The sequence below is a fragment of the Aurantiacibacter hainanensis genome (assembly GCF_036321025.1).
GTDB classification, from domain to species: domain Bacteria; phylum Pseudomonadota; class Alphaproteobacteria; order Sphingomonadales; family Sphingomonadaceae; genus Alteraurantiacibacter; species Alteraurantiacibacter hainanensis.
Genome location: NZ_JAZAPB010000002.1, coordinates 1,733,293 through 1,747,833, shown reverse-complemented (window position 1 = coordinate 1,747,833; position 14,541 = coordinate 1,733,293). Strand labels below are relative to the sequence as shown.

Annotated in this window: 12 protein-coding genes; 11 read left to right on the top strand and 1 reads right to left on the bottom strand. The window is 61.5% G+C overall.

Going from position 1 to position 14,541, the window contains the following annotated elements:
• Window positions 1–49: 49 nt before the first annotated feature.
• From AAA989_RS15875 to AAA989_RS15830, 11 genes are all read left to right on the top strand, one after another.
• The gene (locus AAA989_RS15875; RefSeq protein WP_338245275.1) at window positions 50–811 is read left to right on the top strand and encodes a class I SAM-dependent methyltransferase; all 762 of its coding nucleotides are present in this window, start codon (window positions 50–52) and stop codon (window positions 809–811) included.
• A gap of 329 nt (window positions 812–1,140) precedes the next feature.
• Window positions 1,141–2,301 carry a tyrosine-type recombinase/integrase gene (locus AAA989_RS15870; protein ID WP_338245273.1) on the top strand — a complete coding sequence of 387 codons (1,161 nt, stop codon included), beginning with the start codon at window positions 1,141–1,143 and terminating at the stop codon, window positions 2,299–2,301.
• Window positions 2,294–2,815, top strand: coding sequence for a hypothetical protein (locus tag AAA989_RS15865; RefSeq protein ID WP_338245271.1), 522 nt, complete (start codon window positions 2,294–2,296; stop codon window positions 2,813–2,815). The genes AAA989_RS15870 and AAA989_RS15865 overlap by 8 nt, the downstream gene beginning before the upstream one ends.
• Window positions 2,816–2,877: 62 nt before the next feature.
• The gene (locus tag AAA989_RS15860; RefSeq protein WP_338245269.1) at window positions 2,878–3,057 is read left to right on the top strand and encodes a helix-turn-helix transcriptional regulator; all 180 of its coding nucleotides are present in this window, start codon (window positions 2,878–2,880) and stop codon (window positions 3,055–3,057) included.
• Window positions 3,058–3,214: 157 nt separating this feature from the next.
• Window positions 3,215–3,859, top strand: a complete 645-nt coding sequence (locus AAA989_RS15855; RefSeq protein WP_338245266.1) for a hypothetical protein — start codon at window positions 3,215–3,217, stop codon at window positions 3,857–3,859.
• 631 nt (window positions 3,860–4,490) lie between these two features.
• Window positions 4,491–5,087, top strand: coding sequence for a hypothetical protein (locus AAA989_RS15850; RefSeq protein WP_338245264.1), 597 nt, complete (start codon window positions 4,491–4,493; stop codon window positions 5,085–5,087).
• The gene (locus AAA989_RS15845) at window positions 5,080–5,526 is read left to right on the top strand and encodes a hypothetical protein (RefSeq protein ID WP_338245262.1); all 447 of its coding nucleotides are present in this window, start codon (window positions 5,080–5,082) and stop codon (window positions 5,524–5,526) included. The genes AAA989_RS15850 and AAA989_RS15845 overlap by 8 nt, the downstream gene beginning before the upstream one ends.
• Window positions 5,527–5,942: 416 nt before the next feature.
• The gene (locus AAA989_RS15840) at window positions 5,943–6,515 is read left to right on the top strand and encodes a hypothetical protein (protein ID WP_338245260.1); all 573 of its coding nucleotides are present in this window, start codon (window positions 5,943–5,945) and stop codon (window positions 6,513–6,515) included.
• Window positions 6,512–7,081, top strand: a complete 570-nt coding sequence (locus tag AAA989_RS16435; protein WP_353527187.1) for an HK97 family phage prohead protease — start codon at window positions 6,512–6,514, stop codon at window positions 7,079–7,081. Before AAA989_RS15840 ends, AAA989_RS16435 begins: the two co-directional genes overlap by 4 nt.
• A gap of 79 nt (window positions 7,082–7,160) precedes the next feature.
• Window positions 7,161–9,674, top strand: a complete 2,514-nt coding sequence (locus tag AAA989_RS15835; protein ID WP_338245258.1) for a phage tail tape measure protein — start codon at window positions 7,161–7,163, stop codon at window positions 9,672–9,674.
• Complete coding sequence (locus AAA989_RS15830; protein ID WP_338245256.1) at window positions 9,671–9,976, top strand: hypothetical protein; 306 nt, start codon at window positions 9,671–9,673, stop codon at window positions 9,974–9,976. Before AAA989_RS15835 ends, AAA989_RS15830 begins: the two co-directional genes overlap by 4 nt.
• Before the next feature lie 32 nt (window positions 9,977–10,008).
• Here AAA989_RS15830 and AAA989_RS15825 read toward each other — a convergent pair whose 3' ends face one another.
• Window positions 10,009–14,451: an NACHT domain-containing protein gene (locus tag AAA989_RS15825; RefSeq protein WP_338245254.1), complete on the bottom strand. Its 4,443-nt coding sequence runs from the start codon at window positions 14,449–14,451 to the stop codon at window positions 10,009–10,011.
• Window positions 14,452–14,541: the final 90 nt, after the last annotated feature.

The following is a 14,541-nucleotide window of genomic DNA, read 5'->3' as shown; positions in this document are numbered from 1 at the left end:
CTTGCTCAAAAGACCACAGGCGATAGCATGGGGGCGAAGGAGAGCCCCCATGCACCGTTCCCGTCTTGCCATTCTCGTTGGCGGATCCGCCCTTGCGCTATCTGCCTGCGGGGCAGCCGTATCGCCTGCGCCCGTCAGCTATTCGCAGGCCGACATGGACGACTACATCACCGCAGCCGTCGTCAGCCCTGCGCGACCGGCGCAGGACAGCGCCCGGGACGAGGCGCGCAAGCCAGAGGAAATCGTCGCGTTCTCAGGCGTGCAGCGCGGTGACGTGATCGCCGAAATTGCGCCGGGCGGCGGTTATTACACCCGAATCCTGTCGCAGACCGTGGGGCCGGAGGGCAAGATATACGCGCTGATGCCGGCTTTCTTCGCCAATCGGCCGGGCGGGCTCGACGGCATTAATGCGATTGCCGAGCAGTACGGGAACGTCGAAGTGGTCGTGGTGGAAGGCTACGACACCCTGAGCCTGCCGGAGCCGGTCGACCTGGTCTGGACGACGGAGAACTACCACGACCTTGCCAACGGGGATGTCGCGGCGACCAACCGCTGGGCCTTCTCCGCATTGAAGCCGGGTGGAATCTATTTCGTGGAAGATCACTCCGCGCCCGGCACGGGCTTATCGGCTACGTCCACGTTGCACCGGATTGACCCGGCCGCCGTGCGTGAACAGGTGACCTCGGCGGGGTTCGCGCTGGAGGCGGAAAGCGACGCGCTGCACAACCCCGACGATCCCCACACGGCCAGTCCGCGCGAATTCGACGGGGTGAGCGACAAGTTCGCCTATCGCTTCAGAAAACCGCAGTAAAAATTTTTTCAGCGACCAGGGAACCAAAGCGTCCCGGTGCGATTACGGTTAACAAGGCTGCGCTGACTCCCTGGCCGACGGGTCAAAGAAGCGCGGCCTTTTTCATGCGCGAAATCGGCGCACCGAATACCGGGATGTGGCTTTGAATGGCTCCCCGAGTTGAAACTTGGGCGCTTTTCGCACCTGTTCGCAGCCCTCCTCGAGCCCCGGATTATTGCCTGATTTACAGGGGTTTTTGCCCTCCTGTTTTCCGCAGCCTTCCGTTGACATTCTCTCCAATCCGCAGCAGGTGTTGGAAAGAATGTGGGTAGAGAAAGGATGGCTCCCCAATGTCGAGGCTTAGCGCGCTGCAGGTGAAAAACGCCGCGCCCGGCACGCATGTCGACGGGAAAGGCCTGCTCCTGCGCGTGCAGCCCAGCGGCGCGAAATCGTGGATCCTGCGCGTCCAGGTGAACAAGCGCAGGCGCGACATTGGCCTGGGCTCGATCGATGACCTGACACTGGCGGAGGCGCGCGAGAAGGCCGCTTACCTTCGCAAGGTGGCGCGCGCCGGCGGCGATCCCATCGCCGAGCGCGATCGGACGGAAAAGGTGATCCCGACCTTCGCGGAAGCCGTGACGGCCGCACACCAGGAAAAGGCCAGGGGCATGACCGCGAAATCGGCGGCGCAATACCTCTCCAGCCTGGAGACGCACGCGGTGCCGGTGATCGGCCACTACAAGGTCGACGAAGTCGAGAGCGCGGAAGTGATCGCGGCGCTCGCACCGATCTGGACCGAGAAGCCGCAGATCGCGCGCAAGGTGCGCCACCGTATCGATGACGTGCTGCACTATGCCAAGGCGCATGGCTGGCGCTCGATTCCTCCGCCGACGGCCAAGGAAATCACCCGCGGGCTCGCGCGGCAGCCGAAAAGCGCGCCGCGGCCGGCGATGCCCTACGCGCAGGTGCCGGCGTTCGTCGCCAGTGAACTGGGCAAGGAAGCCTCGCCTGCGCGGCTCGCGCTGTTGTTCACGATCGTGACCGCAGCGCGCCAGGGCGAAGCGCGGCAGGCGCGCTGGGAGCAGATCGATCGCGAAGCACTGGAGTGGCGCAGGCCTGCCTCGATCATGAAGGGTCGCGAGGCGCATGACGTCACCTTGAACAAGGCCGCGCTCGCGATCCTCGACCAGGCCAAGAGCCTGTTGGGCGAGAAAGGCCTGATATTCCCGAGCCTGCGCGGCAAGGTGCTGACCGACGCCGCGCTGGGCAAGATGCTGCGCGACAGCGGGCGCGACGAGACCGTGCACGGCTTTCGCACCAGCTTCCGTACCTGGGCGGCGGAGAAGATGCCGGATACGCCTCCCGACGTTGCCGAGATGGCACTGGCGCACAAGGTCGGCAGCGCGGTCGAGCGGCGCTACCAGCGTTCGACCTTGCTCGAAATGCGCCGCGAGCTGCTCGGCGCCTGGAGTGAATTTGTCGCCCCGCAGCTGGGGTCGGCTGATGACTGACGATCAGGACGAGATCTGGCCTCCCCTTCCGAGGGAAAGCCTCGATCGCATTGCCTGGTGGCAATCTCTGCCGGTGGCGCAGCGTGATGCCTGGAGCCGCGCCAGCAATGGATTGTTGAATGGCGATCCAATGCCCCTCGCGGCCTACATTCGGGAAGGATGGCCAATTGATGCGACCTTGGCAGGACAGATCGCCAACGCGATCGAGGGGCCTGACGGCGAGGGCTACACGCTGCAGATGGTTTCAGAGGATGCGAGAAGGCTGAAGTTCGACGACCGGGACGAGCTCCATCGCCGCAACTTGAACATCGCGCTCTTCTATCGCGCGGAGAAGATCGCCGCGTCGCGTGCAGGTTGGAGCGGTACTGACGACGAGATTTACCGGAAGATTCGCGAGAAGTTCAGCGTAGGTCGATCGACGGCCGCGAAAGCTGTCTCCGAGATCCGTCAGGAGATCGGCGAAGATCTCTGGAAGAGTGAAGAATCCAGCGAACATGGAAGTTCGCTGGACTAGGTTCTTGTGGCCGCGCGCGGCCCCATGTGTATTTAGAAGGCCTCTTTTTCGCGGAGGCATTCATGGCAGACACCCTGATACCGTTGGAAGCTGTTGAGCAGCAGATCCACGTCAAGCGGACAAAAATCTACAGGATGATTGCCGCGGGAGAATTCCCGAAGCCCGTCAAAATCGGTGCCGCTTCGCGCTGGCCGCAAAGCGAAGTCCAGGCTTGGACTGAGCAGCGGAAATCCGCTCGCTAGGCTCACGTCTCCACAGTGGACCCCGTAGACACAATCGGAGGGGTGAGGGATCATGACTTCTGTTCCCGTAAATGACGAGTTGACGCTCACTTTCCCGCCAGGCAGCCGCCAGGCGGGGATCGCGAGGCAATCTCCGCGCCAAGCCTATCGCGCCGCTATGGATGCGCTCGCCCAGGCATTGAAGGAGAGAAGCCCGATCGCGGACTGGTGCGAGCGCTGCCTCGATCTCAGCAACCCCAAGGCAAGCGCAGACCATGACGAGCTGTTCGTGTCGTGCCGACAATTCTGCGAGGCCGTGGGCGTACCTGCCGACGAGCGGCCCTCCTACTCGGCATTCGGCCGCGCCATGACGGATATGGGGTTCGCGCTCGAACGTGTGCCTGGTGGCGCATCAATCCGGCGCGGATGCAGGATCCGGCGCAAGGCTGCGCTCGCGTCCCTGCTGGACGAAGAAGCGGCCGTCGATACGTTCCTGGCCGAGCGGTGCAGCATCGCGCCGAGGGGCAGTCGGACGCGCACCAGATCGCTCGAGCTGCACGACGCCTATTGCAGGTGGGCCGCCGAGAGCGGGCGCGACGCGATCGGCATCAAGCGGTTCGCTCGCCAGATGGAGCTGCTGGGCTTGAGGCGCACCCGCTCGGACGGAATCTGGTGGCAGCGCGTAGCGCTGCTGCATCCTTCCAAGGGTGTCGGCAGCAACGACACCCTTCGGGAGGATACATCCCCGCGCCCCATACAGGGGGCAGACGACGCTTCCGGCCCGGATATGGGTGGCGCTGGAAGCGCGGAGAAGCGGTCGTGAGGGCCGGTCCTCTGAAGCCTTCCGGTGCGCTCCTGGAGCTGCGTCCCTCCAAGGGTCTCCACAGTACGGAGGCCCTTTCAGCGAGCAGCGGCCTGCAGCCCTTCGGTGTTATCACTCGCGGTGATAACGCCCCGCTCCTGGCGCTGCTTCCCTCGAAGGGTGTCAGCCTCGAAAACGCCCTTTTCGCCTTCTCCGCCTTGGTTCGGAGGGCTGCGCCCTTCCGGTCGGAACGGTGGTTTTGCCGGTCTCGGAACCCTGCAGCCCGCAGAAAAGCTGGCTTTTCGGGAAAAATGGAAGATCGGAAGGGAATTCCGACCTCTCTCTATGACAAATATAGGGTTTCGACACGAAACCTAGTTTTCTCGCACGGGACTTATACAAAAATCCCTTCCGCCCTTCCATTCTCACTCTCTTTCTTAGAGGAATCAGAGGATTATTCCCTTCCGTTCGCAATAAGAGGGCGGTTCCGCCGGAAGGTCGCGGTCTCGGTGCTACTAAGCTGTCTACCCCCCGGGGGGGGTGAAAACGTCGGGAGGTGGCAAGCTGTAAGACCGCCGTCCCTCTCACGCGCAGATTTTTTTCCCACTCGGCGGAATTTCCGGAGAGGATCTTGGCCGTGCGTAGGCGGAGAATGCCGCTCGTCGGATGGATATTGCGCGAAAGCCTTCAGCGTGGATTTCGCATCGTGGCCCGCCTGAGGGGAGCTCTGAGCCGATGCGATACCGGGAGGAGCCCGGGTCTTAACGTGGCGGACGGTGATGATATTTTTCCCTCACCCGACCGCGACCTGTTCGGCGAAAGGCCGCCGGCGAAGCGCCGAGTTGGTCGCAAGCCCCATCTGCCGTCGCCGGAACTCCAGGCGCGAATTCGTGAGCTGCGACAGCAGAGCAATCCTCGCCTTTCGATCGTGCAGATCGCCCAGCTGGTCGGCGTGAGCAAGAGCACGCTCTTTCGCCACCACGCCGACCAGATCGGATCGATCTCGAAAGCCGGAATCCGGGCACACGGCGCGGCGGCGGTGGAGCGCCCTCCGAGGGGCCGGCCGCGGCACCGGCCGACACCGGAGCAGCGCGCCCAGGTGAGACGGGAATTGCGTGCTGGCTGTTCACTGGATGAGATCGCGCGCCACTTGGGGATCAGCGTACCGACACTGAAGCGACGTTACGGGGATGACCTGGTCAGCCGTCCGCAAGATCCACTGCCTCGCAGGAAGGTGTGCCGTGACTGATCACGGCTTCCTCCCCGGAGAGCTGGACGGCGCGGTCGAAGGAGGCCTGTCCTGGGATATCTGGAAGGGTGCTGCCGCGCTCCTGGCGCGAGAAGGGTTCGATGGGCCTGCCGATGCAATCGAGAACATTCTTGCCGGCGCGGATCCACGAGACGAATTCTGCCTTTCGGGATTGCGCTCCGAGCGGAAGGCGATTCGGAACGGGTTAATCGAGGATCTCTTTCGTGACTGCTACGAGGGTGAGCCCCTCGCGAAGGCCGTATCCGGGCTCGCGAGCGACTGGCGACATTACGAGGGTCGCGCTGCAGCGAGGGACCGTCTCACGACCGTGATGCCCACCCACTATTCACTCAAGTGGCAGTACTTCTGGCAGATCGCGAAGCTGGGCGAAAAGGTGCCTTGCTCACGCCAGATTCGGAACATCATCGCCGGGCTATAACGCCTCTCCAAGGCGGAAGGCCGATGCCGACGGCGAGCGCGGTTCTGTTGGAACGCCAATATTCCGGTAATGGCGGGAGCTGAAACCCGCGCTGGATGCACTGGAAGCAGCGAGGCCCGCTGGTTCACATTGGTGCACCCTGTCTTTGCTTCGATCCGGCGAAGACGTGGTTAGTGGTCCAGGCTCCCTGCAACAACGGAGCCAACAATGAACCCATCCTCCTATCCCTCCAGGCGCCAGCTTGCGAAGCAGGCTGCATGCCGAAAGCACGTCAACTGCTCGGTGCCTGAGACCAAGGCAGCGCTGACCAGGCGCGAGACGACGCGGGATGGATCGTGAAATTCGCGCCATGCAATTTCACGATTGTGCGGCGAAAACAGGTTCTGAAGTAATCGATGCCGAAGGAACGTGCCGCAATGCCCAAGCTGGAAATCCCGAAGATTTCGGATAACCCCGCGTACAGGACGGAGGCCTCCAAATACACGGCTATCCGGACCCGGAAGAGCGAAGTGGCGGAGCGGATCTCTGTCCTTCAGGACAAGCTTCTCGCAATCATGCTCGATGAAGATTCCGAGGCGACAGAAAAGCGCGCGTCCCAAATTCTCCAAGGTAATCTCGATCCCATTCCGGAAGGCGAGGGCGTTCCGGCATTGCGAAGCGAAATCAATCGACTTGAAACGGAAATGAAGGCGCTGGGTCGCGCCTGCAGCAAGCAAAGGGAAAGGCTTGACGAAGTGATTTCGGAGCTCTCGCTCGAGGTCGCTGAGCAGGTCGGGGAGCAGCACAAGCGAGCGGTTTTCAAAGTCGTGGAAGCCGTCGGCGCCCTCGATAAGGCTTGCAGAGACGCTCATGAATTGCGCGCCGCGGTAGGGGAGTTGGGTTACACCATCTATCTTCCGGTGTTCCGCACGCCGCCGGCGCGCTTCCCTCTCCAACCTCATTATCGCCTCGACAGTTTCCTTGCCGATGCGCGAAAGTACTGCTCGTGAGCCAGTGGGCGCTTCAAGGCTATGCCGCGCGGTGGAACCGGCTTGTGTGGCTGGGCTCTGGCGGGCCGCCGCACGTCAACCTTCCTGGCTGCTTTACCTGGGATCCAGAAGCGGTCGGTCTGCAATTCTGGCACAGGGATTCCCGTTGCTACGGGACCGCTCGCGAACTTGGCCTTTCGGTCTGGCAGGATAGCGAGGGACTGGCCTTCGAAATCGCTAAGCCGGTCCTCGATGCGCGCTCGCGTGACCTGTTTTCTCTCCTCCAAGGCGTCGGACGAGGTGATTACTGCGAGTGTTCGATCGGATTTGGTGTGATGGATGGCACATCGGCAATTCGAGATGGGCGCCGCTGCACTTTGATACGACAAGCCTTTGTATCGGAGATCAGCATCTGCCCGCGCGGGGCATGCCCTGATACGGGGGCTTGGCTAGTCGGCAATGTTGCCAATCCCGAGTTGCTCCCGGCCAAGATCCGTCCGGTCGTGGAAGCGTTCTATCAGGCGGCGCCTTTGCGAACGCGAAGAAACCCCTCGCAAACAAGAGCTCCAGGAGAGCTCGTTGCCTGAGAAGTCGAAGCTCCGTTGCCCAACGGGCGGGCGCGCGGTCTCACGGTCGCGCGCCCGCAAGCTAAAGTGGAGGTGCTAGATGGCGACACAAATCGGGTCATTGATGGTCCGGCTCGGGATGGACTCGGCCGACTTCGCGACCGGCAGCACGAACATTCAGAAAAGCATCGGTCGCCTGCGGGACAGCTTCGAATCCCTTGGAAAGAAGTGGAATGACGTCGGCAAGGCGATCACGCGGCAGTTCACTGCGCCGGTGGTGGGTGCCTTCGGCGCCTTCGGTGTTGCTGCGCGGAGCGTTGCCAACGATCTCGAAGGCATCAGGAACAGCGCCAACCTTGCGGGCGAGTCTTTTGAGAACTTCCAGCGTCAGTCATACGCCGCTCGGTCGATAGGCATCGAGTTCGAAAAGCTGGGCGACATCTTCAAGGATACCCGCGACAAGGTCGGCGATTTCATCGCGACCGGCGGCGGCGAGATGGCCGACTTTTTCGAGAACATCGCGCCCAAGGTGGGTGTGACGCGCGACATGTTCCGAGGGCTGGGCGGTCGCGATGCCCTGCAGCTCTACTACAATAGCCTGCGGGCCGCGAATGTCAGTTCGAGCGAGATGGTGTTCTACCTCGAAGCGATCGCGGACGAAGCGAGCGGGCTCATCCCGCTTCTGGAGAATAACGGGCGACTATTCGACCAGCTCGGCGCGAACGCGCCCGTCGTGAGCGAGGAATCGGCGGCCAGCTTCGATCGGTACCGCGACGCGCTGAAGAAGTTCGGCGAAGCCCTGCAGAGGATCGTTGTGGCGATTGCCGACAGCGGCGTGCTGGACCTGCTCACCTCGGTGATCGAGCGCGCGGCGGGCCTGGCTGACGCGTTTGCCAAGATCAACCCTTGGGTGTTCCGCATCGCAGCAGGGTTTGCGCTAGCGGCTGCGGCGATCGGCCCGATGATGCTGGTTATGGGCACGCTGGCGGCAGTGATCCTGCCGCTGTTCGCCGCACGCTTCGGCGTGATCGGTATTGCGATTTCAGCCTTCATCAATCCGCTGGGCACCGCCATCTCTTTCCTCGTGCAATTCGCCAGCGAAGCCGCGAAGCTGACTGTGCTGCGCACAATCGGCGCCGCGATCGCATCGGTGGGCACAAAACTGCTGCGTTTCGCCGGTCCGGTGGGCCTGATCGCGAGTGCGGGCATCCTGATCTACCAGAACTGGGAGCGCATCGCGCCGCTGTTCCAGGCGTTCTGGCAGCAGGTCCAACAGTCCTTGGGGCCGCCCCTGCAGGATCTCGTCAGCACTATTCGCGGTATGTTCACGGAACTGTGGCGGGGGCCACTTGGAGATATGCTGCGAGGGGCAATGAAACTGCTAGGCCAGTTCGGCGGCGCGGCATCGAACATCCTGGGCGATGCGGTGGTGCACGTGCTGCGCGGCCTGCTGGAAGTGGCGACCGACGTGTTCCGCGCCATTGGTCACTGGCTTGAGGGCGTTAACGCGCTGCTGAACAACGACTTCCGCGGGGCATGGGAAGCCGCCGGCCGAATGCTGGCCGACATCACCAGCGGCATGCTTTCCGCCGTGGAGATTTTTGTGCCCGGCGTTGTGGGCTTGATGAGAAACCTGTTCGTGGGCGTGCGGGAATGGCTGCAGAACGGGCTGGGAAGGGTCTTCGATTGGGTTCGCGAGAAGATTGCGGCGGTCGAGCAGAGCTTTGCCTGGCTGTATGACCGGGTCGTAGGCAATTCACACGTGCCTGACATGGTCGACGAGATCGCGGCGCAGATGGGCCGTCTCGATAGCGTGATGGTGCAGACGGCGGCGAACGCGACCTCCGCCACCGAGCAGAGCTTCCGCGAGCTGGCCCGGAACGTGCGCGACATCATGGATCGACTGTTCCCTGAAGCGGCGCAGCTCCGCGAGTACCGCGACGAGCTGGCTGCGTTGGAAGCAGGCGCAGCGGCGGGACTGATTTCGCAGGCGCAGCTGGACGAGGCGAGGGCAAGAGCGAGGCGCGACCTGGCGGACGTGCCGCTGGACGGCAGCACCGGGCGTCCGGCGATCGCTGATTACCAGGTGCCGCAGTTCGATGTTGCCAGCGTCAACGACATTGCCAGCGCGACGAGCGGCGCTCTCGACATGCTGGCAGGCAAAGCCAGTCAGTTCCGCGACATCGCGGCGCGCGCGTTCGACAGTTTCACCTATCAGCTGGAGGGCTTCCTGCTGGGTGCGCAGTCGGCCCTAGATGCTGTGCGCAACCTGGTGAAGGAACTAGCGAGCGCTGCTTTCCGGCAATTCATCGTACAGCCGCTCGGCGCGGCTCTGGGCCTGCAGATTCCCGGCTTCGCGTCGGGCACGATGAGCGCGCCGCGGGGTCTCGCGCTGGTGGGTGAAGGGGGACCTGAGCTGGTGAACTTCCGCGGCGGCGAGCGCGTCTATACAAATTCCCAGAGCAACCGAATGGCCGCAAGCGGGTTCGGCGGCGGGATAACTGTCAACATGAACGCTTCTATGAGTGAGCGCGAGGGTCGACAAACGGCGGGAGCGGCCGCTCGTGAGCTTCAGAGGAAAATGATCGCCTTAAGGACGGGCTTGGCAGGGTGATGGAAAGCGTCGAGGCATTCGAGACTGAGCTGCGCCGCCGGGTGGACCGGGTGGAGATCGAGCGGACAGCGCTGCGCTATCGCGTCAGCGTGTACGGGGAGGATGACGAGGCGCTCCAGGCGCTGCTTCCCCCGGCCACGTTTCTGCGCACCAATCGCCGCAAAGCTTCGCGCGCGTTCGGCTTTGCTGCCGATCTGGCAGCATGGCTTGAGTGCCGCCTGGTCGATCGGACGGGCGCGCTCAGTGAGACCGACGCGGTCGAACTCGTGACAGCGTGCGGACGTGCTGGAGCTTCCCGATAGGGATCCAGCAACTCCGCTACACTCGCGACGGACTAGGCCCGCGAAGCATCCTTTGCCGCTTTTTCAGCGCCGTAAACGCGCGCATCCAGCAGTTTCTCATAGAGGTCCATCGCACGGCTTCGGGTGCTGCCGCCGGAGCGCTGAAGAGCGATGGTGAGGCCGACCAGTTCGGTCGCGCTGTGGCCGAGGCTCTGGCTTTCCAATTCTTCAGCCAATGCCGAGAAAGCGCGCTCGCATATCTCGAGAACAGTATCCGCCCACTTTGGGTAAAGCAGAAGATCGCGCAGCGCTTCGTAGAAGCTATACCCGAGACATGCTCTCAGAACCTGGGGGCTCTTCGATATCGCCTGTAGAAGCTCTGACGTCATCGTGTCCGCCGGTAGCTGCCGTCGACGAGGGAATATTCGCGCGATCGCTTTGGCGCCATCTCCGTCGACCTCCGGGATCGCCTCCAGCAACATGAGGTGGGCTCGTTCCCGAATCTTGACGTTAGTCTCTCTCCAAGCGGATACTGCCGTAAATAGAGTGCCTCGCTCGATTGCAGCATCGGCCATCTCAACACTCGCAAAGCAGTCTGGAAACCGGTGCTCATCCGGATCGACAAGGATCGCACCCGTGACGAGCTCGGCCGCCGTCTGGCGAAGTTCGGCCATTGGCGAGCTGAGCCAGCGATCCATTATCGAGGAAAATAGATCGGGATCGATTGGCATGCGCAGCGACCAGAGGACAGACGCAAGACCAGGGTAATCAAACGCGCCGGGATACTTATCTAGTATGCCCTGTAGCAGGGCGTTTACGCGCTCAATCTCGCAATGACTCAGGGCTCCGCCATAGTGCTCCAGAAGGGAGGCCCAAATCATCGGATCTTCTGCTCGAGCAAGGTGCCGCTCGAGGAACGCGAGACCTTGGTTCCAATCCGTTTCGTCTCTACTGGTCATACCGGCAAAGATCGCGGAAAAGATCGTGTAGTTGTCGCCGGGCAGGGCGCGCCAACTGTCTCTTGGTCCGAACAGAAAAGGCTCTGGAGCCCTCTCTTGCTGACGCGCGCCAACTGATTGGAATCTGGCATTGCGCCGATCGGCCTCTTCTCTTGAGGCGATCCGTTTCTCGATCGCCTCGGCATCGTCATCAATCCAGCTCTCGAGGAGGTTCAGCACCTCGTCCGATAGGCCATTCAGCCGAGAAGCGATGTTGCGCAGTGCATGCGCACTGCTGTTCTGCCATTCCGGTTGCGAGAAGCCATCGGCCGAGAAGGTCATAATAAGATCGAGAATCCGAGCCGGATCAAAGTTCTCGATCTCGGAGAGCGCTCCGACAAGCCTTCCGGCTGCTGTCTCGTGAAGCCCTGGCTGAAAGTTCTTGGTTGCGATTTCGATGGCGCGATCCGGATCGCGCTTTCCAAATTCGCCGAATGCCCAGGCGAGCTCGGATAGCCCGCCAGTCCTGCTCCAGCTTCGCTTTTCCGCCTCGACAACTGCGCGATCATGGAGCTTGTTCAGCATCCCCATTATCGCATCATTTGAAGCCTTGGCCATTGCATCTGCAGACATGGGCGAGCCTACGGTCCTCGCCATGCCGATCGTGTTTGGAGCGCCTTCTATCGGAGTTTGTGCCTGCTCCCATTCCTGGACCTGGCGCCTGCGAGTGCTCGAGAGTGTTCTCGCTGCCAAGCCTGACAGGAGGCCGAGACGGGCATCTTCGTTCCATGCCAACGAGTTCCTCGCAAACTCGAGGCTCTCCTTCTTCAAGCTGATGCGGTCATATCGATCATAGGCTTCGATCGCGTCTCTTAAGCGGCTTACCTGCTCGTCGCTGCAATTATCGGCAACGACGCTGACCAGCTGGCGCGAGTGCCAACCTTGGATAGTCCGCCCAATGCCGTCCGATCCATTCACGTGCACTTCCGAGATTGACAGCCTCCGCTCATCCGAAAGGAGAAACTTGGCTGTCTCGTCTGCGAGTTCCTTGCCGGCCGCCATAAGACCGTCAGCAACGAGTTCCTGGACCTGATCGATCTCGATAGTTGCGGCCTCCTTCAACAAACTCCAGGCAGTTGTTGGCGATTCCTGCATTGCGCGACGCACGGCGAGGACGAGAGCGCCGAAGATCGTGTCCTTCCGGTCCCTGTACGACCAGTCGTATGGCAGGGACCCCGATCGGGGAAAGACCGCGGTACCGTTCAGGACCTCGCCGACATTCTGGCGGACAACTTCGAGAAAAAAGGGAAGAAGAGCTTCTAGGTATTCGAGCGGTGCTTGCTCCACCAGCTTCTCGAGTTCGTAGATTGAAGCTTGGTCGCCTTCCAGATTCTCAAGCGCATTAGCCCAGCACGCGAGTAGGCTGGCTGCATCCTGGTAGGAGCCACGCTCGTGCAGATTGGTGAGAAGCTGACCCATGACGTAGGGATCGGCGTTCCTCCTTTCGATCGATTGCCGCGCTCTTTCTTCAAGGCCGTGAGACAGTTCTCCAGTTGCCTGGATTACGTCGAAGGCGCGCAGATCGAAGCTCTCATCCTGCCAGTATCGCAGGACAAGTCTGGCACCGTTTTGAGGATCGATCTTGACCTCTTCGATCAGCAATTTGGCTGCATGCCACTCGAGCGCGGGATTTTGCATCATGGCCGGCAAGTGTCGCCCAAGAGGCTCTCGCCAGGTTGCCCAATTTGGCGCAACGTGTCCCAGTGCTCGGCCGGCCAACGATGGATCTTCTGCGATCCAGTTTGCTATCCATCCGACCTCAAGATCGATCGGTTCCATTGCCGATCCAAAGACCTCAGCCAACAAGTGTCGAAGGTGCCGGCGGGTACGGTCGTCGCCTAACAGCGCGTTACAGGCGCGCGCGTATGCACCGCGGTCGACTGCGCGGAGGCGCTGCAGTCCCCGCAGGACGGTAGTCCGAATGAAAAGGGTATCCTGCCGCTCGATTGCGAATTCGGCGAGGTCGGTCCCGCTGCGGAATGCTTTTGCCTGGAAGTCATCCAGCCATGCCTGGTGTGAGAAGCTCAAGCGACCATCTGCTCGCACGATCAGGCCGCAGGCCTCTGCTCTCCGGACGGCATCGCGATAATCGAGATCGAAGCGATCGGCCGGTCGCCATAGGGTCTCGGTCTCCACCATCTCCTTTGCCAGGGTCTCGAGGAAGTCGAGTGTTTCCTTGGCCTCTTCGCCCCGGCCGAGATCTGCAGTTGCAAGCCAGCGCTCGAGCAGTTCTGATCCGGTCAGCCGTTCGAGATCTTCGCCGCGCCTTGCGAGATCCGCGAAGAGCTTGAGCGCGAATGGCCGCCGCAAAGATTCCCGCAACTCTGGCGAAAGCGACCCGGGAGGGATACCGATTTCTGAGAGAAATTCCTCGACAGCTTCAAGAGGCAGCATGCCGAGTCTGATTTCGGTGGCCTTCAACTGCGCAAATCGAGGGTCATGCTGCGCCTCGAAAGGCCGCGAGCTGACGACCACATGGAGTTCCAGGTCGGCTCTCCGGGTCGCGTTTTGAACGCTACTGATTAGCCGGAGGAGTAGGTTCATTCGCTGCGTCTGGTGATCCATGATCGCACTGACGGCGTCGAGCTGGTCGACCAGCAACACCACCGGGCCCTCTCTCGCCAAGGCGATGATCCGCTCCTCGAGGCGATCTTCAAGCCCGAGAGCTTCGGCAACATCATTCATGCTGCCGGCAGCGGCAGGGATCTGGTCTGCCTTTATGCCGAAAGGGCGTATTCCCAAAGATTCCAGCTCATCGAAGAGTGTGGCGAGAAGGGCTGACTTTCCGCTGCCCGCTTCTCCGACAAGCAGGGTCGTGCCGTGTGGTTCAGAGCGAATGCGCTCCAGCACTCTTTCCCTTGCCGGGTTGATAATGTGCTTGCCCTCGATCTCCGTCTGCCAATTGCGCAATCCGGCCGAGGCTTCCGCAGCATTCGCGATCGCTTCTTCGACCTCGATCGCCCTGCCTGAACGCTGCCCTGCCGCCAGGCTAACTTCCCTCCGCAGAACGTTCAGAGTTTCGAGTGTCACTTCACTCGTGATGGCGTGCTGCATTTCACGCCAGTGTGGTGAGCGATAAAGGCCTGACTTCAGCTCTTTGAAGAACGCGGTGAACGCCTCATCCAACACGTTGCGGTCGGCGCGGAAAACGCGAGCCAAGGTGTCATCGACCGTTTCGTTTTCGCCAATCCATTGCTTGACGAAGATGTTGATGAAATCCCGCGCCAGGGCTTCTTCGCGCGCCAGTTGAGACGGGTCGGCCAGGAGGGCTCGTATTGTTGGCAGGATCGCCTTTCCGACGAAGGTCTCGGAAGTCAGATCCTCTCGCAGTTCTGGAGCAGCCTGAGCCGCTGCCTCAATTGCGTCGGAACATGCATCGGCGAGATCCTGCCGCGCCTTCTTGTCTTTCAACACCCCGACGAAGCCCTTCGCTCCCCAGGATAGGGCGAGGGCACCTAATTCGGTAAAGAGCCAAGTAGCTAAGACGGTGCTGCTCATGCGGTTCGGATCAAAGATTCACCCCTTGCGGTCAACTGACTGAGAAATTTGATCCCCCGGCTTTGGCAGGCTGATGCAGTGGACCACAAA